The sequence below is a fragment of the Paenibacillus mesophilus genome (genome assembly GCF_005938385.1).
Classification (GTDB): domain Bacteria; phylum Bacillota; class Bacilli; order Paenibacillales; family NBRC-103111; genus Paenibacillus_AB; species Paenibacillus_AB mesophilus.
Genome location: NZ_VCRA01000011.1, coordinates 1 through 19,527 on the forward strand (window position 1 = coordinate 1; position 19,527 = coordinate 19,527).

The 19,527-nt window shown below is 54.5% G+C and carries 19 protein-coding genes; 7 read left to right on the plus strand and 12 right to left on the minus strand.

The window, feature by feature from the left end:
* Positions 1-398: 398 nt before the first annotated feature.
* The 7 genes from FE783_RS19880 to FE783_RS19910 all read right to left on the minus strand — a co-directional run bounded on the left by FE783_RS19880 (position 399) and on the right by FE783_RS19910 (position 5,910).
* Entirely contained in the window at positions 399-740 is a 342-nt protein-coding gene (locus tag FE783_RS19880) for a hypothetical protein (protein WP_138881145.1), read from the minus strand.
* Complete coding sequence (locus FE783_RS19885) at positions 677-1,636, minus strand: type 2 periplasmic-binding domain-containing protein (protein WP_138881146.1); 960 nt, start codon at positions 1,634-1,636, stop codon at positions 677-679. The genes FE783_RS19880 and FE783_RS19885 overlap by 64 nt, the downstream gene beginning before the upstream one ends.
* Positions 1,637-1,712: 76 nt before the next feature.
* Entirely contained in the window at positions 1,713-2,666 is a 954-nt protein-coding gene (gene mraY, locus FE783_RS19890) for a phospho-N-acetylmuramoyl-pentapeptide-transferase (RefSeq protein WP_138881147.1), read from the minus strand.
* Between the two features lie 133 nt (positions 2,667-2,799).
* Positions 2,800-3,447 (minus strand): nitroreductase family protein, encoded by a 648-nt coding sequence (locus tag FE783_RS19895; RefSeq protein ID WP_138881148.1) that lies wholly within the window; start codon positions 3,445-3,447, stop codon positions 2,800-2,802.
* Positions 3,448-3,555: 108 nt separating this feature from the next.
* Positions 3,556-4,317: an ABC transporter permease gene (locus FE783_RS19900; RefSeq protein WP_238403177.1), complete on the minus strand. Its 762-nt coding sequence runs from the start codon at positions 4,315-4,317 to the stop codon at positions 3,556-3,558.
* Between the two features lies 1 nt (position 4,318).
* On the minus strand, positions 4,319-5,248 hold the full coding sequence (locus tag FE783_RS19905) for an ABC transporter ATP-binding protein (protein ID WP_138881150.1): 930 nt from the start codon (positions 5,246-5,248) through the stop codon (positions 4,319-4,321).
* Positions 5,249-5,280: 32 nt separating this feature from the next.
* Positions 5,281-5,910 carry a TetR/AcrR family transcriptional regulator gene (locus tag FE783_RS19910; RefSeq protein WP_158301921.1) on the minus strand — a complete coding sequence of 210 codons (630 nt, stop codon included), beginning with the start codon at positions 5,908-5,910 and terminating at the stop codon, positions 5,281-5,283.
* A 151-nt stretch (positions 5,911-6,061) separates the two neighbouring features.
* Between FE783_RS19910 and FE783_RS19915 the strand changes: the two genes are divergently transcribed.
* The 4 genes from FE783_RS19915 (at position 6,062) to FE783_RS19930 (ending at position 11,555) form a co-directional block, all read left to right on the plus strand.
* Entirely contained in the window at positions 6,062-8,290 is a 2,229-nt protein-coding gene (locus tag FE783_RS19915; RefSeq protein WP_138881152.1) for an MMPL family transporter, read from the plus strand.
* 211 nt (positions 8,291-8,501) lie between these two features.
* Entirely contained in the window at positions 8,502-9,320 is an 819-nt protein-coding gene (locus FE783_RS19920; protein WP_138881153.1) for an MBL fold metallo-hydrolase, read from the plus strand.
* Between the two features lie 52 nt (positions 9,321-9,372).
* Positions 9,373-10,710 carry an ABC transporter substrate-binding protein gene (locus FE783_RS19925; protein ID WP_158301922.1) on the plus strand — a complete coding sequence of 446 codons (1,338 nt, stop codon included), beginning with the start codon at positions 9,373-9,375 and terminating at the stop codon, positions 10,708-10,710.
* 14 nt (positions 10,711-10,724) lie between these two features.
* Positions 10,725-11,555, plus strand: a complete 831-nt coding sequence (locus FE783_RS19930) for a hypothetical protein (RefSeq protein WP_138881155.1) — start codon at positions 10,725-10,727, stop codon at positions 11,553-11,555.
* 72 nt (positions 11,556-11,627) lie between these two features.
* Here the strand turns inward: FE783_RS19930 and FE783_RS19935 are convergent, their stop codons facing one another.
* The 5 genes from FE783_RS19935 to FE783_RS19955 form a co-directional block, all read right to left on the minus strand.
* On the minus strand, positions 11,628-12,536 hold the full coding sequence (locus tag FE783_RS19935; protein WP_138881156.1) for a hypothetical protein: 909 nt from the start codon (positions 12,534-12,536) through the stop codon (positions 11,628-11,630).
* Positions 12,537-12,605: 69 nt separating this feature from the next.
* Complete coding sequence (locus FE783_RS19940) at positions 12,606-14,255, minus strand: hypothetical protein (RefSeq protein ID WP_138881157.1); 1,650 nt, start codon at positions 14,253-14,255, stop codon at positions 12,606-12,608.
* Positions 14,256-14,283: 28 nt separating this feature from the next.
* Positions 14,284-14,721 (minus strand): divergent PAP2 family protein, encoded by a 438-nt coding sequence (locus FE783_RS19945; protein ID WP_238403169.1) that lies wholly within the window; start codon positions 14,719-14,721, stop codon positions 14,284-14,286.
* A gap of 28 nt (positions 14,722-14,749) precedes the next feature.
* Positions 14,750-15,100, minus strand: coding sequence for an EamA family transporter (locus FE783_RS19950; protein ID WP_158301923.1), 351 nt, complete (start codon positions 15,098-15,100; stop codon positions 14,750-14,752).
* 57 nt (positions 15,101-15,157) lie between these two features.
* Positions 15,158-16,009 (minus strand): decaprenyl-phosphate phosphoribosyltransferase, encoded by an 852-nt coding sequence (locus FE783_RS19955; RefSeq protein ID WP_420799754.1) that lies wholly within the window; start codon positions 16,007-16,009, stop codon positions 15,158-15,160.
* A 410-nt stretch (positions 16,010-16,419) separates the two neighbouring features.
* On the opposite strand from FE783_RS19955, the gene FE783_RS19960 reads away from it, so the two are divergent.
* The 3 genes from FE783_RS19960 to FE783_RS19970 all read left to right on the plus strand — a co-directional run bounded on the left by FE783_RS19960 (position 16,420) and on the right by FE783_RS19970 (position 19,503).
* Entirely contained in the window at positions 16,420-16,776 is a 357-nt protein-coding gene (locus tag FE783_RS19960) for a helix-turn-helix domain-containing protein (protein WP_138881160.1), read from the plus strand.
* A gap of 85 nt (positions 16,777-16,861) precedes the next feature.
* Entirely contained in the window at positions 16,862-18,055 is a 1,194-nt protein-coding gene (locus FE783_RS19965) for a HEAT repeat domain-containing protein (protein WP_138881161.1), read from the plus strand.
* Positions 18,052-19,503: a glycosyltransferase family 2 protein gene (locus tag FE783_RS19970; RefSeq protein ID WP_138881162.1), complete on the plus strand. Its 1,452-nt coding sequence runs from the start codon at positions 18,052-18,054 to the stop codon at positions 19,501-19,503. The genes FE783_RS19965 and FE783_RS19970 overlap by 4 nt, the downstream gene beginning before the upstream one ends.
* Positions 19,504-19,527 lie beyond the last annotated feature (24 nt).

A 19,527-nucleotide genomic window follows, 5' to 3' on the forward strand; every position in this document is an offset into this window, starting at 1 on the left:
CTGTGACTGATTCGTTCGATCTCTTCCGGACTCATTTTCATCAGTGGTCCCCTTTTCCATTTGAACTCGGTTACCCATTATTAACCAAGTTTTCTACGTTTGAAAAGGGGGGACCTAAGTAGTAACACCCCATTTCACTATTACCAAACTTAAGTTCAGTAATAGTTACTCTAGGTTCATAGTTCCTCCAATTACCGAGAAGTGGAGCCAAATAACGCAGAGAAGTTCACTAATAAACAAATTTGGTTCATTGAATGACGAAAGGGTCTTTGGAGTAGAAGTCATTACGAAATAGCCCCACTCCCAACGCGCTAACGTATGGGGTTGCACTCAAAAGGACCGTCCGGGAACCGGACGGTTTTTCTTAGGTGAGTTCGTTGCCGCAACTGAACGGTAGGCTACTGACCGAGATCGGCTTTTATTTTGAGAACGATTTCTTCATCCGCTTCCCGCAGAGCGGAGTTCAAATCTTTTCGGCCCGAGATCACGTCGGCGAATTTCTTTTTCAGCACGGCTCCCGCATCATTCTCATACTTGGAGACGCGCCGAACGCTGACTATACCCCCGATTGCCCTCAATACTTCTTGCGGGTGTTTGCCCGTTTTCGGCAATGCGAAAAAATGCCCTGTCGGCAAAACGGGCTCGTTCGCTGCCGGCTCTTCGAACGTCGGGAGCGTCACTCTGCCGCCGACAAACAACTGCTGCGGAAGGGGCGGGTAGATGAAGTTGCCGGCCCACATCGCCGTATCCTTCTTTTGAATAAATCTGGTCTTGCTCGTATCCCGACTTTCGCTTTCCGCTTCCCCTCCGGGTATTTCGTAAAACGGCTGGAGAACCGAGAGCCATCTGGCCCACTCCCGAAGTTGGTCCGATTCGTCAACGGATTGACATACGGCAATTGAAGGGACAGTTTGTCTAGAATAAAAGAGCGGTCCGCGAGAAAACCGCGATATTGCACGCTTCCCTCGACGCGCGACATGCGAACGGCCAAATCCATCGTCCGACTCCAGGATATCCCTTCCTGAGGGTAAGGGACGGCGAATTTGTCGAACAAGTCTTTATTGTAGTAAAGCGAGGCGCCTCCTCCCGGCGGCAGCAATCCGTAGACACCCGTCGTTCCCAGCAGCTTTTCCGCACCGTTCAGCGGGTCCGGGATCGCCTTGGGAAGGCGGCCGGCGCGGATCATCGCTGCAATTTCATCATCGATCATCTGTTTCATAACCGGCTGAACATCCGTCAAAACTTCCATATCGAGAATGGCCTCGAGCTCTGTCAGCGGAGCAAATATCAAATCGGCATGCTCGGTTGCAATCAATTTGTCCCATTCGGCATTAGCGGGATATGGAAGCGCTTCCACAACCAGATGAGGGTGCCGCTTAAGGACAGGCTCGGAGACAACCGCTCGGAACGTATCCGCTGACATGCGGCTCATATCCAGAACACGCAGCTTTAACGGTTCCCGGTTGCCAGGCTCCGTGCCCGGTGTCTCAGAGGATTCGTTGCCGAACACGTTTTGCCCATCCCGTTTCACCGTCTCGGTGCAGCCTGTTGCAAGCACGGCAAACAGAAGACTATATGCCAATAATGTGAAGCGCGCTTTATACGCTTTTCCGGGTATGGACGATTGCCTTGTCAAACCATTTTCCCCCTTTTATGTCAGTTCGTTGTTATCAACTTAGACGACGGGAGGGGGAAAATAGTTTTACCGCACATTAGTAAATCAGCTTCCACAGCAGCAGACTGAGCAAACAGCATATCCACGAGACAAGGCCGAAGACGATGACGATGCGGTTTTCCGACCAGCCGTATTTCAGACTGTAATGGTAATGGATCGGCGCCATCCGGAATATGCGGAGCTTGGTCCGCTTGTAATACCAGACTTGCAGGATGACGGACAGCTGCTCGGCGAAATAGACGAGAAACAGCAGCGGAATCAAAATCTCGACCTTCTCGATCATGGCAAGGAAGGCCAGCGAGCCGCCTATGGCCAGCGACCCGGTATCGCCCATGAACGCTTTCGCCGGATAGATGTTGTAGATGAGCAGCCCGAGCAGGCAGGCGATCATGGTCAAGCAGAACAGCTTGACTTCCGGATAATCGGATATGACGAAGAAGAAAAAATAAGTCGGGATCGCCACGACGATCAGCAAGCCGTCCAAGCCGTCCGTAAAGTTGATGGCGTTGGCCGAGCCGACGATGAACAGCGACATGACGGCCAAATAAACGACGGGCGCAAGCGCAAGTTTCCAATCCCCGAAGACGACGATATCCGTATGGATCGGCACGATTTGAAACAAGACGGCGATTAACGCGAACGTGAACAAAAACTGCAGCACCAGCTTCATTTTGCCCGATGCGCCGCGCGGGTCCTGATAAGCCGCTTTCTTGAAATCGTCGAGGAAGCCGACGAGTCCGAACAAAATAAATACGGCGCACAAGTACAGGCTGAGCGGACTGGGCGAGAATAGGCTTATGATCAGCACCCCGAGCAGAAAAATGAGTCCGGCCATGAGCGGCGTTCCTTTTTTGGCCTGATGGTCCGCAGGCAATTCGGCCCGGATCGGCTGCGTCAGCCTGAGTGTCCGCAGTCCCCGGATGAGGACGGGCGTAAGCAGGGCGACGGAAGCGAAGGAAAGGGCGGAGATGCCCAGATGGGTCATTTCCATTTTCGGTTTGCTCCTTTTCGATGGTTTGTACCAGTATAGTTGCGGTCTAAGGACAAATATGACAGCTTCCCGGATTAAAGGGGAAAAGGCCGCCCGGCAAAGATGGAGCTTTTGCGGTCAGCCTTGCGTGTCGTTACTGCACAATCGTCAAAATTTCATCCACTTCTTTGCGGGCGAGCCTACCGGGCTGCTCCGACGGATGCCCGAGGGCGATGACCATGTTGATTTGGCGGCTATCGTCAATGCCGAGATAGTCGCGGAGGCGATGCTGCGCAAGCAGCACCGGACCGGTCATCGGGCAAGTCGCGAGACCGCGCGCGTGCGCCGCGAGCATCAAGTTTTGCGCGGCCAGACAGCTGCTCTTGATGCCCTCTTCGGCCCAAACCGCATCTTCAACGAGCGCGATCGGGTCGAATATTCTTTCGCGGAATTTGGAGTTGTACGGCGTAGCCAGCAGCACGATGAGCACCGGAGCGTCCGAGAAAGCCGTGGCATACGGGCCGAACGATTTCGTAAGCAGCCGCGCTTCCCTGCCGAGACCTTTCCCTTCGGCTTCCGCCGCGCGCTTGTGCAGCTCGTCCCATGTCATTTGCTCGATGTCCTTGATCTTATCCCGGTTCATGACCGCGACGAATTCCCAAGTTTGCGAGTTCGTATCGCTAGGCGCGTATCTTGCGCAGTCGATCAGTTCTTTGATGTCCTCGACGGAGACGTCTTGATCCGTAAATTTGCGGACGCTGCGCCGGTCGAGTACGATTTGTTTGAAAGCTTCGTAGTTCATTAACAATTCCGCCTTTATCACGTAATCGGTCGCATGGAAGTGATTAGCCCAATAGTTTAAGACCAGGTACTAATTCCTTTACCATTATAGCCGATCGATCCGCCACTGTCACCCCGCAACGTCCCTTTTGCGAAAAATTGTCCAAGCTAGCGCGATGAAGACGGCGTAATAAAGGATCAACATCGTAATGGAAAAGCCGAGCGTCATGCCCTCGAACGGAGGCTTGCGACTGCCGAAATACATGCCCAGATCGGTGTTGGCGAACAGGATGTACTTCGCCCACTCCTTCTTCAAGGCGATCAATATGGTCATGACCGAGCTCGAAGCGAACATGATGACGAAGGCGAGCGAGATGGCGAGTGCGCTGGAACGGAAGACGGTCGAGATCATGAAGGCGAACGTGACGTTGATCGTCAATTCGACGAGCCGAAAGCCGTATTCCCGCAGCACTCCGCCCATCGTTAACGGAATATCCTTGTTCCCGGCCGTCCCGAAAAGAAGAAATCCGATGACGAGCGAAGAAACGAACAGAAGCGCGAGAAGCGCAAGCATGAACAGCAGTACGGCGATATATTTGGACAGCAGCACCTTCGAACGTCCGACCGGCCGGATCAGCAGAAGCTTGATCGTTCCCCATGTAAATTCCCCCGCGACGATATCGGCTGCGATCACGACGGAGAATATGAACACGAGCATTGTCAGAGAAGACACATTGCTCATATAGGTCAAGGCGGAGATGGAACCGTCCGGCCCAAACGACTTCATTAGAACGGCGAACGTGATCGTGACGGCAAGCAGCAGCGCAGCCATAACCCAGGTGCGGGGGCGGCGGTAAATTTTCATATTTTCGTTCTGGATCAGATTCACCATGTTAGACAATTTGACCACCTCTCGTCAGTTCGAGGAATTGATCCTCGAGCGTCTTGGAAGCCGCTTTGACTCCGTACACCCGAACACCGTCCTGTACGAGTTTGCCGACGAGAACGGGTATATCCTCGTAGGCGACGGTTACGGTAAAACCTCCCGCCTGCACATTCAGCACGGCGTCAGGCATCGCATCGGCCGCCACCTTGGCGGCGCGGTCCGCCGGTTCGGCGACGAACGACACTTCCACGGCACCTTCGGAAGGTGCGACCATATCCCGGACTTGGCGCACGTCTACGAGCTTGCCGTTCTGGATGACGGCGACGCGGTCGCACATCAGCTCCATCTCGGACAGCAAATGGCTCGATACGATGACGGCCGTTCCTTCCTCTCTGGACAACCGGCGCAAATAATCGCGCAGCTCGCGGATGCCTTCCGGATCGAGACCGTTCGTAGGCTCGTCCAGAATAAGCACGTCAGGCTTGTGCAATATGGCTTGCGCGACGCCCAGCCTCTGGCGCATGCCGAGAGAATACGTCTTGACTTTGTCGTGGATCCGGTTCTCCAGCTTGACGAGCGAGACGACTTCGTCGATTCTTTCGCGGGTGACGCCGGGAATCATTCTGGCGAAATGGATCAGGTTCTGGTACCCGCTCAAAAATTTATACAGCTCGGGATTCTCGACGATCGCTCCGACATGCTTCATCGCTTGCTCGAAATGTTTGTTCACGCTGATTCCGTTGACGAGCACTTCGCCCTCGCTCATCGACATTAGACCGACCATCATGCGGATCGTCGTCGTTTTGCCCGCCCCGTTCGGTCCGAGGAAGCCGAACACTTCTCCTCTCGGGACATCGAACGTTAGCCGGTCGACGAGCGTTTTGCCGCCTATTCGTTTCGTTACGCTGCGCAGCTGCACAACGGGTTGTTGTGACATGATTCATCCTCCCGATAATGTGGGTAGGCAAATTATACCATACGACCGACTCCGCACCAAAACAGGTCGACGACATCGGAGGGGGCGACAGGCGAGAAGAGCGGGGCGGATGAGGCGTCCCCGGCACTCCGGCCGCCGAGCATCATAATCGCCGAGAAGGCGTATGCGTATAGAAGAGGATCGCCGGAACGGATCGCGCCGGCCTCGATCTCCAGGCGAAACGCTTCGGCCAATACGACGTGCACCGAATGTTCCGCCTCGCGGATTGCCGCCGTTTGTGCGGCCGTCAAAGAGGATGCCGCCTCGCGCATCAAGCTTTCGAAATCGACGTGAGGGGTTCTCATATGAGCTTCCGCCACGGCCGTCAGCCTCTCTCTCATGGAGCCGGGGGCGGCGAGAATACTTTGCGTGATGCCGGCGATATTCTTCATCATCCGAATGACCGCGGCCGTGAACAGCTCCGCTTTATTCGGGAAATAGTAGTAAACGGAAGCTTTTGTCACGCCGCTGTCCGCCGATATTTGTTCCATGGATACGCTGTCGTAGCCGTACTGCATAAACAGAGCGGAGGCGGTCTGCAATATCGTGGCTTTGACGACGGAGGGCTCGCTTGTTTTGGGGCGTCCGGGCTTTTTCTTGACGTTTGGCGGGGTCGGTTTCATCGAACGTCCGCTCCTTTGCATTAACGTTTTGTGAACTCTTTTAAATGTCGGTTGTGAAATTAACCGTTCGGTATATATAATTGACTTATACTTTGAATGTATCCGAATAGCGGTGAAATGTCGAGTCCGTACAACCCGGGGAGGTCCGAGAATGAGCAAGACGTTGGAGAAGTATGGGAAAAGCGTGACGGGTCCGCGAGGCAAGTGGATTACGCTGGTTTTATGGATCGTCATTACCGGCGCACTGAGCGTGCTGCTGCCTACGGTCAATTCTCAGGAGAATAACAATGCGGCCAATTTGCCGGACTCCTACCCGTCGGTTCAGGCCGAGGCGGTAGCCGAGCGCGAATTTCCGAATGCGGATGGAATACCCGCGCTTATCGTCTGGCATCGCGAGAGCGGGATTACGGACGACGATTTGAAAATGGTTCAGAACATGGCCGAAACGTTCACCGCCAAGCCGCTGCCCGAACAAACGGCATTGCCTCCTTATCATCAAATGCCGCTTCCGGCGCTGAAAGGTCAGCTGTCCGACAACAAGAAAACGCTCGTGACGCCGATCCTATTCTCGAAGCAGGCCGAGTCCGACCGGTTAAAGGAAAACTTCGCGGCGATTCGGCAGCAGGCAGCAGGGCAAGCCGGCTACGATCCGTTCGCCGAGGAGCTGTCTTCGCAGAGGCTGATCGCCAGAGTGTCCGGCCCGGCCGGCATATCGGTCGATGCGACCGCATTGTTCAAAAACGCGGACGTTTCGCTCTTGATCGCCACGGTACTGATCGTGCTTGTGCTGCTGCTTGCCATTTACCGTTCGCCGATTCTGGCGTTCATTCCGCTCATTGCGGTAGGCTTCGCTTACGGCGTAACCGGCCCGATTCTCGGCTTCATGGCCAAGGAAGGGTGGATCGAAGTCGATTCCCAAGCGATCTCGATCATGACCGTGCTGCTGTTCGGCGCCGGTACCGACTATTGCTTGTTCCTGGTCGCGCGGTTCCGTCAGCTGTTGACCGCAGAACCGGACAAATGGACCGCCTTGAAGCAGGCGATCTCCGGCTCGTCGGGAGCGATCGCCATGAGCGGCTTTACGGTCGTGCTGTCGCTTGCCGCTCTGCTGCTGGCCGATTACGGCGCCGTCAAACGTTTCGCCGTTCCGTTCAGTCTCGCCATTCTGATTATGGCGATCGCAAGCTTGACGCTCGTTCCGGCGATGCTCGCCATACTCGGACGCGGATCGTTCTACCCTTTCGTGCCGCGTACGGCCGAAATGATCCGCGAGCGTGCGGTGAAGAAGGGAAAGCCGGTTCCGCAGCCGCGCAACCGGAGAACGATCGGCGCCCGCTTCGCCGACCTGGTCGTCCGCAAGCCGTGGACGGTTATCGTCGTCACGGTGCTCGTGCTCGGAGGGGCGGCCTCGTTCGCGCCGAGCGTCAATTATACGTACGATCTGCTTTCCTCTTTTCCCAAAAATATGCCTTCCCGGGAAGGGTTCGCGCTGATAGGCGAATCGTTCTCTCCGGGCAGCCTGGCTCCCGTGAAGGTGATGGCCGATGCGGAAGGAAAAACGGCCGAGTGGCAAGGAGCGCTCAGGAAGCTGCCGTATGTCGACGAAGTGTCCGCTCCGCAGAAAGGGAAGCAAAACCCGAACATCGTAGCCATGGACGTGCAGCTGAACGTGAACCCTTACGATAACGAAGCGATGGAGCATATCCCCGAGCTGCGGGCCGCCATGGAGGCCGCTTTATCGGATGCAGGCGTATCGGGCGTGCATGATCGCGTGTGGATCGGAGGCCAAACGGCGGAGCAGCACGATACGAAGCGGGCGGGAGACCGCGACGAACTGCTGATCATCCCGGTCGTCATCGGCTTGATCGCGCTGCTGCTGCTGGCCTATCTGCGCTCCGTCGTCGCCATGCTGTATCTGATCGCGACCGTCGTGCTGTCCTACGGTTCCGCGCTCGGCCTCGGCTGGATCGTGCTGCATTTCTTCATGGGAGCGGACGCCGTGGCGGGAGCGATTCCGCTGTACGCATTCGTGTTCTTGGTCGCGCTGGGCGAAGATTACAACATCTTCATGATTTCGAGCATATGGAAGAAACGCAAGGAGAAGCCGATAACGGAAGCGATCCGCCAAGGCGTCAGCGAGACGGGCGGCGTCATTACGTCGGCCGGACTCATCCTGGCGGGGACATTCGCGGTGCTCGCGACGCTGCCGATTCAAGTGCTGCTCCAATTCGGCATCATTACCGCCATCGGCGTCCTGCTCGATACGTTTATTGTCCGCCCGTTTCTCGTTCCGGCTCTTACGACCGTCCTGGGACGCGCCGCTTTCTGGCCGGGAGCGGGTGCGACGCGTACCGCGGATGGGCGGCGGGAAATGGCGTAAACGCGCATCATATCGACCGAACCGAACAAGCCGTCCCCCGTGGGCGGTTTTTTGTCGTACAAAATTGGAGTAATGAGCGTTCGGTGCAAGTTCGAATGTACGGACCGGGAACCAAAATTTACAAAATCTTATTTTGAATAGAAATATCCATATCTATTATGATGAAGCGGTGGAAAAATCCAGTTTTGTCAAATCATCAGGAGGAACCCGTATGAAAATTCATTTCCTTGGTACGGCTGCCGCGGAAGGGTGGCCAGGCGTATTTTGCCGCTGCGAGCATTGTGCCAAAGCACGGAGGCTTGGCGGGAAAAATATCCGTACAAGGTCGTCGGCGATCATTGACGATTGGATCAAGATCGATTTTCCGCCGGATACGTACTATCACGTATTGCGCGACAATCTCGATCTGGCGGCCATCGAGCACTTGTTTATTACCCACACCCATTCTGATCATCTGATGGCCGACGATTTGGAGAAACGGACGCCGGTTTGCGCGCACGGGGTGGAGCAGCCGCTGCATATTTACGGCCACGACCTCGCTCTGCACAGTATTGCAAATGCGATCAATATGAGATCGAAGTTGTACGAGCTTCACCTCGTTCATCCTTTCCAAACGGTGCGGATCGATGCCGATACGCGAGTGACGCCTTTATTGGCTGATCACGACAAGCGCAAACTGCAAACATGTCTGCTGTATTTCATCGAAAGGAACGGAAAGTCGCTGCTGTATGGCCACGACTCGGGCTGGTTTCCGCAGGTGACATGGAGCTGGCTGGAGCGGCAAACGTTCGACGGAGCGGTATTGGATTGCACGAACGGACCTCTGCCGGGTCGCAGCAATCATCTGAACATTGAAGCCGTGTTGGAAATACAAGAGATTTTCCGCAAGAAAGGAATGCTGCGCGACAGCGGGAAAGTAATCGCCACTCATTTCTCCCACAATGGCGGTTTGCTTCACGATGACTTGGAGCAAGTGTTCTCGCCCCACGGAATCATTGTCGCATACGACGGCATGGTGCTTCATTTGTAACGTTCGTACGTCTTTTGAATGGAAATGTAAGTGCATACTAGGAGGCGAGTGTATGTCATTCGAACAACTTGAAAAAGTACCTCTCAGCCGGCGGACATCGACCTTACGGTCGTGTACGGCTCTATCCCTCGTGTCGCTTCTGCTCGTCGCGGGCTGCGGAAAGGCGGCGGCTCCTGCCGCTTCCGTCCCGCCTGCGGAAGAGAAGCATGACCCGGTAAAGGTGACGATCGGAATCAAAGCTTCCGGTTATTTGACCGAAGCGGAATTCAAACGATACATAACGGACCCGGTTCAAAAAAAATATCCGTGGATTACGACGGAAAGAGTCATCTACACAAATAACAATTTGACCGAGATCGTCGCCAGAGGAGACACTCCGGATTTGATCGTGTCGAACAACATCAACGGGTTTCCGCAATTGGCCGAGCTGGGGCTGCTCGATTCGATGGACGATTTGATCAAAAAGCACGGGCTCGATCTTAAACGGTTCGAGGACGGGGCGCTGGACGCGATCAAGCTGGGCTCGAAGCGCCAGGAGCTCGTGGCGCTGCCTTACTCAAGGAGCTTTGCGGTATTGTACTATAGCAAAGAAATATTCGACAAATTCGCCGTGGCGTACCCGAAAGACGGCATGACCTGGCAGCAAGCGGCCGAGCTGGCCAAGAAAGTGACCCGGCTCGATAACGGCGTCCAATACCGCGGCCTTGATCCGAACGTCGCGGAGCGTCTCGGCGCCCAGCTGTCGCTCGCGATGGTCGATTCCAAGACGAATCGCACGCTCATTAATACGGATCCGTGGAAAAAGGTCGTCAGCCTGATGGGCGATATTTACAGCATTCCCGGCAACGGCTCCATTACCGTCAAAAGCGCGGGCGCCGAGCTGCTCGGCAAGAAGAAGACGCTGGCGATGCTCCCGGAAGGAAACATTTTGTTCGGCTTCGGCTTGGACGAGTCGCCGGACATGTGGGATATGGTTACGATTCCCGTCTGGCCGGAAGCCCCGAAGATCGGCATGAGCCCCGACGAGCAAATTATGGTGCTGTCCAAGACGAGCAAGCATAGAGACGATGCGATGCGCGTGCTGTCGGTCGTTCTCTCCGACGAAGTGCAAACCGATATGTCCAAGAACGGCAGGACAAGCATTATGAAGGACCCGGAAATTCAAGCCGCCTTCGCTCAAGATTTAGCGTTCATGAAAGGCAAAAACATTCAGGCGATATTCAAGACGCAGATGGCCAACTACGAGGCGACGCTTTACGATACGGCCGCCAACAACGGACTGGCCGCGGCCGTGAAAAGCATCGTAACCCAAGGGAAAGATGTCAACACCGCCCTCAGGGAAGCGGAAGAATCGGTCAACAAAAAAATTGACGAAACGCTTCGCAAATAAGGACGGTACATCGTATGGAAGTAATGGAAGCGTGCATGATTTCCAAAACGGGAGACCCGCAAACGTGCGAAGACCGCTATTGCGTTACGGAGCATTATGCGTGCGTGATCGACGGAGCGACCGACGTGTCGGGGAAACGGTATGGCGGATTAACTTCCGGCCGGATTATTTCCGGAGGGATCGCGGAAGCGATTCCCACACTGCCCCCGGATGCGGAGCTTGAAACGGCCATGCGGACGATCAATGATCATCTGATCCGTTTGTACAAGGAACGGGACATGTACGACGCGATATGCGAGAATGCTTTCTCGATTCCGTCGGCGGCCATGGCACTGTACAGCCGTAATCGCCGTACCGTGTGGATGGTCGGAGATTGCCAGTGCATGATTGACAAGGAACTGTATACGAATCCGAAGATCATAGACGAGATTACCGCCAATGCTAGGTCGTTATTTCTGGAGGCGGAGCTTCAGCAAGGCAAGACGGTCGAGCAGCTGCTTATGAAGGATACCGGCTTCGAGGCGGTCCGCCCGTTGATCGCGATGCAATATTACATGCAGAACGCCAAGAAGGAGACGCCGTACGGCTATGCCGCCGTTACCGGCTTCGACTTCGAACTGGGCATGGTCAAGACGGTTCGCGTGAAGGAGGAAACCGAGTTTCTCGTGCTCGCTTCCGATGGGTACCCGAAGGCGAGAGCGACGCTTTCGCAGTCGGAAGACGAGCTGCGCTACATTTTGGACAACGATCCGCTCTGCTTTCGCGAATATAAGCTGGCAAAAGGGTTGGTGGCCGGCAACGTCTCGTTCGACGACCGGACTTACTTGAAGCTGAAATTGACTTGATGATAAAACGGCAGCCCTTTCCTCGGTTTTCCGGGAAAGGGCTGCCCTGTGTTCATCGGCGATTTATCATCGCTAATCCCTTAAAGCAACCCAGCTGTCGTATTCATGAATGGCATACCCTGCATAAGAAGGATGGCCCGAGAGAGTTTGAACGACCGTATTCAGCTCGCTCATCAGCTGCGCTCTGCCTTTGTCGTAGAAGCTGGTGTTCGCTTCGTAGTTGTTCATCGTCTCCATTCCGATGATGACCGGCTTGCCCGCCGCTTGGTGCAGCTCTTTCTCGACGGCTTTGATGATGCCATCAGCGTTGTCGATGTAAGCCATCAGCGTAATTTGATCGAGTCTTCCGTAGAACCAGTCTATAAGCGTCGTCGTGCCGCCATTGCCGTCCGGTACGAGGAACCAGTCGAGCCACACCGGGAAGTCGGCGCCGGTCGTCAAGTACGAATCCGACTTCACTTCCTCGACGAAGCCGCTAAGCGTATCCATCCAATACCCGATCATCGTTTCCTGATCGGTGTTCCACTGGGGAAGCACATACGGCTCCACGTCCAGATGGATGCCGCTGAACCGTTCCGCGGAACGGGAGCTGTTATTGTAAGCCTTCACCCAATAAATAAACTTGTAAAGCTCACCTTGCCTGTCCGGAAGCGCCCAATAAGGCTTACCGCCCAGCGCGTGGATTTCGATGCCGCGGCTGCCCGCTTCTTTAATAAACGTGCGGTACACATCGACGGGAATTTCCTCATCGACCTGGAGATATACGAGATTGACGCCGTTCTGGGTCAAATAATCGAGCGTCTTGTCTTTGTCTCTCCAGATGGCGTACGTATTCCACATCCACGTCGCAACGGTGGAACGTTCCTCGGCAGTCGCCGTTTTCGAGCCGCCGGCTTGTGGGGGGAGGAATACGAGAGCTTGTACGATCGCCAAGCATAACAGCAAAGCTTTTGTGCCGAAGCGGGTTGTTTTCATGGTCACAGATGTCTTCTCCTCTTTTCTGAACAAATAGTTCCGCCGGCAAAGGATCGACCTTGCCGGCTTAGTCAGTTACCGTGTGCAAACAAACGTACCGGAATCGATCAGCTCCATCTTCGTATCACATTTCGGCTCCTCCTTTACCTCGGTATACTCGATGCCGTACTCCTTCAGCCGGTTTTTGTTGGAGAACGCGTAAGAGAAATGGGCGGTCACCGGCTGCGCCGCTTGCTTCAGCGCCTGCAGCTGGCCTTTCAAAGCTTTGTTCGACTCGGACTGCAGATCGAAGTAGGAGTACGACACCATGGCGACATTGACGAACAGAACGGCTACCATCAGCCAGCTGACGCCCCGGATCACTTTCCGTTCCTCGAAACTGAAGCCGAGCAGCGCGATGATGAAAGGCAGCAGCCACAAGTGCGGGACGTAGCGCGCCCACCAGGCCGCGTAGTTGATAAATACGGAAGCGAACAGGATGACGAGCAGCCCCAGCACGACCACCGTTCGCGGAATGTTGAACAGAAACGCCATGATCAGGATCAGTAAGGAAAGCACAAGCACGCCGCTGAAAAGCGGACCGAAACCGCCTATCGCTGTATCGGGAATCCCGTAATATTTCAGCTCTTCCATGCTGAACGTAAAAGGCAGCTTCAGCGTCGTCGCGTCCCGCTTCGTACTGTTTCCTTCCGACTGCGAGAAATAGGAGACGGCCGCCTCTTCGAACCGGTTCATCGTCATGAAGCTGGTCGGGGTGAACGCGGCGACTACGTCTTTGGCGTCTTCGCCCGCCAGCGGATAGAACGGATTGTGATACTTCATCGTATTGGTCACATACGGATTGAAGCCGAGAATGGCGACGGCGATAATCGTGCTGGCTGTCATCGCGATCAGCATTTTTTTCAGCAGTCCGTGCTTCTGCGTAATGTACAGCGCCGCTACGAGTCCGATGCACATAATCCCGACATAGGCGATCGCCGTAAATTTGTTGTTGATGGTAAGCATCATGCAGAACGAATAAGCGGCGATCAAATAATGGTTGTACCGGATATAAATCAAGACACTGAGGGCGACCAGGCAGATGAGCAGCGAGCCGAGCTGTCCGTCGACGTAGAAGCTCAAACTTTGGTAAATGCTGACCGGGTTGCAGGCGAGCAGCAGTGCAAATATGGCGGCGAGCCCCCGTTTCTTCGGGAGGCACGCGGCCAGGGCGGCAAAGCTCAGGAAGAACGAGCCTGCGATAAGCAGGAAGTTGAACACTTTGCTCAGCTCGATATGGCCGGTTACCGCATACAGCGCTGCCGCCGTAGTCTCGCCGGCTTTCGCATAGTGGTCGATCCAGATCGCGTAAGGTACCCCTTGTTCTCCCAGCGTCTGGTAGAAAGGATTCCAACCGTCGGCCATCCGGAGAATTCCTTCCTGGTGATACGTTTGTCCGTCATAGCTCAAGTCGTAGAAGGAGCCGCTCACGGCAAGAAATATAAAAAACAACGCGGAAGCGGTAATAAAGCTGATGCCGAAATAAAGCGGGCGGTGATCCGGGAAATAAGCTTTCGCCGCAAACCAGACGAACGCCGCCGTCACGGCCAACGCGATAAACAGATTGGCGGCGGTAATCTCGACATGCACGAGAAACAACAGCGCGGTTACCGCAAAAGTCGCGGCAGTAAAGACCAATAGGGATAAACCCGCGAGCAAGCTTGTGTTCTGTATTCGGTCATTCATCTCTATCTCTCCTTACTCCTAGAAAAAGTTATTGCACCCCCAAGGATGCGATCCAGGCAACGAGCGTTCCGACGGCCAACCCGCCGGCGATTTCGATTCTCGAGTGCCCTTGCTTTTCTCTCAGCTTCGCCGCCTCGCCTCCCGGAGTCCGACTCGACAACACGTTGATCCATCGCGAATTTTCTCCGACCGCCCGTCGCACGCCTGTAGCATCGATCACGACGATCATCGTGACGGCAACGCCCAAGCCGAACATCGGACTGTCCCACCCGGCGGCGAAGCCGATCAGCATCGTGACGGATGAGACGACGGAAGTGTGCGTGCTCGGAAATCCGCCGTTACCGATATGCTCCCGCGCCTTCTTGCCGTGCCTGATGGAATTTATCGCAAATTTCAAGCATCCGGAGACGACCCAGGCGATCATCGGAACGACGGCGAATAAGTAGCTGTAAACCTGCTGCATCATGCGTTTTCCCCCGTCTTCGGTTCATGGTTCAAGTTCTCGATATGAATACGACTCCCAGCAGCACGAAGCCGATTCCCACCCATTTCCCGGCCGTTATCGTTTCGCTGAACAAATAGTAACCGGCGAAAGCAACGACCACATAGCCGAGGCTGACCATCGGGTAGGCTACGCTGATGTTCATTTGTTTTAACGTGAGCAGCCAGAACAAGGAGCTTAGCGCGTAGGAGAACAGTCCCGCCAGCACGGGCCAGGAGCTGAACATCGTTACTAGGCTCGGCCCTTGGTTCCACAGCGGCTTCGGGTTCATGAGCCCCCATTTCATCAATAGCTGTCCGGCGACGCCCAGCAGAACGGACGACAGCAGCCACACGAATTTCATCAACATTCCTCCGTAATACAAAAGTTGAACTTCAGCTTCATCTCGGTTTTTTGGGGATTACTCCAAATAAATCAGAATAACGACAACGGAAAAGGCGTACAGCATAACCGTTACGAGAATGTGGCGGTCCTCGAACAGCACCTTCTCCGGCTTGCCGCCTTTGTTCTCCATATGGATCAAGTACAAGTAACGGAACACCCCGTACAGCACGAACACCAAAGTCCACATCAGATGAATCGTATGGCCGGAAGTGAAGGTGAACAGGGCGTAGCTCATAATCGTCGCCGTCGTCACGATGCTGTTGAGCTGGTTAAGCAGCTCGATCGAATAGAAATCGAGCACTTTCCGGTGCGCTCCTTTGTCGTTTTGCAGCGCATGCACCTCGTGTCTCCTTTTGCTGATGGCGAGGAAGATGGAGAGCAGCAGCGTACAGATCAAAAACCAAGGCGTAAGCGAGACGCCGATCACAAGACCGCCGCCGATGGCGCGCAGCACAAACCCGGAAGCGACGATCAGCACGTCGACGATAACCACATGCTTCAATTTGAACGAGTAGCCGACGTTCAGCACAAAGTAGACGAGCAGCAGCAGGCTGAACAGAGGGCTGAGCGTTAACGCCGTCGTCAAGGAGAAGACGAGCAGCACGGCGCCGAGCAGCAAAGCGGCATAAGGATTAATGGCGCCCGAAGCCATCGGCCGGCGGCACTTCTCGGGATGCTGCCGGTCCGCTTCGCGATCGACGAAGTCGTTCAAAATATAGACGCAGCTCGATACGAAGCAGAACAGGAAGAAGCCCACGATCGAATGGAACAGCATGTCCATATCGGATTTCTTGATCGAGAAAATAAGCGCTGCGAATACGAGCAAGTTTTTGGTCCATTGCCGGGGGCGAAGCTGGATGAAGTACATGTACAAGGAGTAGGGAAAGGGACTCGCTTTTTTCCCTTTGGCGCCCACGTTCGAATTCGGCATGTTCATCAGTCAACCATCCTTTTCTCTCAAATAAAAGCTGGGATACTCCTCTCCGACATAGTCCTCTCTAGTATTGGGATTGAACTCAATAAAGAACACCACGTTTGATTATATAGAACAAATCGTTCTTTATAAAGCACTAATGTAAGGAGGAAACGTGCATTTTCAGCAGGAAAATGGGGGATATCGTTCTTTTTATAGAATTTTGTCGAGATTTTGCTGTTTTTGTTTTTGCGAAATTTGGGTTATACTCATAATTGGTTCTTAACTGAGAACGATTTGCCGGATCGACTCTATCGGCGAACACCCTTCGAAGGGAAAATCTCTTATAAGGATGTCATGAGGGAATGATAGGGAAGCGAGTGAAACAGCTGCGCCTCGAGAGGGGCATCTCATTGTCGGAATTGGCGGAGTGTGCCGGAGTGGCCAAGTCTTACCTGAGCATGATCGAAAGAGATATCCAAACGAACCCATCGATTCATTTTCTTGAGAAGATCGCGAAAGTGCTGAGAGTGAACGTACAATTTTTGCTTTTATCCGAAAGGGGGGATAATCCGCACAGGTTGCCGGAAGAGAAGGAGTCGCTGCCTTCCGAATGGATTCAACTGATTCGCAGTGCGATCCGATCGGGGGTGAGCAAATCGTCGATGGAGGAATTCATCGCATGTCAGCAGAGGGAAATGAGGAGCAAGCATACGACATAAACGCCGGCCAGGGCGAAAATCGGGTTGTGCAGATGACCCGGAAAAAAAGAGATAGATAGATGATTCGGACTAGGAGGGAAACCGTATGACCGAGAACGCTTCGGACATTATCGTTCTGGCCTATATTTTGGTTGTGCTGATCGTCCTCGTCTTTCTCGTATTATTCGGTCTAAGAACGAGGGCGATTTGGCTGGAACGTCAAACCGTACTGTATTTGCACAAGCATCAAGATTACTTTGACTATATCAAATCGCATTTGCATGAGGAGGCCCCGCTGCGGAAGCCGTCCGGAGAGCTTACGAGAACCGAGCTCAAAGTGATTCAAAGCAAGCTGTTCGAATGGATGGAGAAGATCGTCGGAGCCGAGCGGGACAAATTGACCGATCTGTGCAGCGATCTCGGCCTCGTAAAGTTGAATATGCGGCGGCTGCGCAGCGAAATTCATTGGATCCGCTTGGACGCGGCTTATAATCTCGGCGTCATGCAGGCGAAGGAGTCGGTTCCGATGCTGCAGCAGCTTCTTGCAGAGGAGAAATACGGTTCGCCCGCTTTCGTTATCGCCCGCGCCATATCCAAATGCGCCCAAAGCGAGGAAGATGTGGACCGGATGGTCCGCTGCCTGGCCCGCTTCCGCAAGCAGTCGCACCGGCTCGTCGCCGAGGTGCTGGCTTTGTCCCGGATGGAATGCACCCCGCTGCTCATGAGCTACTTGCAGGAGGAGGACGAGGAGCTGGTCAAAATTGCTTTGACCGGCCTGCAAAATCGCACGATTCCCGGCGCTTACGACGTATTGTCGCGGTTCGTGCATGCGGGCGACCCCGAGCTCCGGTTATTGTCCGTACAGGCGCTCGTCAGCCAAGGAACGCAAATGACCGCCGAGCAGATGAGAGAGCTGATGCGGCATGAGGACGACGATGTGCGCGCCGCGGTCGCCGAAGCTTTCGGCCGGCTCCGGATGGTCCATACGGTCGATCTGTTGAAGGAGGGCTTGGCGGATTCCGACCGCCGCGTACAGGTTGCCAGTGCGAGAAGTCTCATTCAGCTGGAGGATACGGGGTTCCGGGCATTGTGCGAGGTGGCCGTGCACGGAGAGCAAACGATGCAGGCCAGCTTGGCTGATGAAGTCATCCAGGAGGAATTGGCGAAAGGCGCGCTCTATTACGACGATTTCGAGCAGGCGGTTTGGCACAACCGCAGGCTTCGCATTTACCGGCAGTTTTTCGGCGGCCCCCCTCCCGCGGAAGTTGCACTCGGCTTCTCGAAAGGAGATACGGCATGAAACAATTGCTGCTGGGCTATGCGCTGTTTTCGCTATATTCGGTTATTGCCGTGTACGTGTTTTATTTGATCATCATGCTGCTCTCGCATAAACGGATCATCGGCATCATCAAGGGGGTCAAATACGCCAGGTACCGCGAGCTGTCCGGTTCCGAGCAGGTGCCTCCGGTATCGATTCTGGTGCCTTCCTATAACGAGGAGCTGACGATCATCGAGAGCGTCCGATCGCTTCTGAACTTGGGATATCCGACCTATGAAGTGATCGTGATCAACGACGGATCGAAGGACGCTACGCTGCAGGTGCTGATAGACGAATTCAATCTGATCCGCAAGACGAACTATATCGCCAGGCAAGAGCTCGAAGCGATGCCGATCAAAGGCGTTTATTATAATCCCCGCTATCCCAAGCTCTACGTCGTCGACAAGGAAAACGGCGGCAAGGCCGACGCTCTGAACGTAGGCGTCAACGTATCGCATTATCCGCTCGTGGCGACGATCGATGCGGATTCGCTGCTGGAGAAGGACGCCTTGATCCGACTTGCCTCCGTCTATATGGAGAACCCCGAGGAAACGATCGCGATCGGGGGCAACGTGCGGGTGGCGAACGGATGCAAGATCGAGAACGGCAGCGTGACGGAAGTGAATTTGCCGCGCAAGCTGCTTCCTATGTTCCAGAACATCGAATATTTGAAGTCGTTCCTCGCCGGCCGGATCGGCTGGAGCGCCATCAACGGGCTCATTATCGTATCCGGCGCCTTCGGCTTGTTCCGCAAAGACTATTTGATCAAGGTCGACGGCTACCGGGACGGGTTTCCGGGCGAAGACATGAATATTATCATCAAGCTTCACAAGCATATGCTCGACCATAACCTCCCGTACCGGATCGCGTATTGTCCGGACGCGGTATGCTGGACGCAGGCGCCGGAATCGATGCGCATTTTGCAAAGCCAGCGCAAGCGGTGGTCGCGGGGCAATATCAAAAATATTTTCAAATACAGCAGCATGATGTTCGTTCCCAAATATAGGGCGGTCGGACTGCTGTCCATGCCCTATACGTTGATTTTCGAAACGCTCGGACCTTATTTGCGAATTACCGGCTACTTGGCGCTGTTCGCGTACATCTCGCTCAATATGGCCGACTACAAGATGATGCTGCTCATTATCGGCGTAAGCCTGCTCGTCGAAATTTTGTTCAGCTGCGGCGCTTTGCTGATCGAGGAAATGGCGTTCAGACGGTATCCGAAGTTCAAGGATCTTGTCAAAATGATGTTCTACTCGCTGCTCATGACGCTCGGCTACAACCAGATTAACGTGTATTGGAAAATTCTCGGACATATCGATTATATCCGCAATGACGACTCCTGGGGAGTCATGGTCCGGACAAGCTGGAAAACCGAAATAGCCGGAACCGGCAACAGCCCGAAGCTTCCGCAGACGAACCCGCAATAACCAAATCCGTTTAAGAGGTGACTA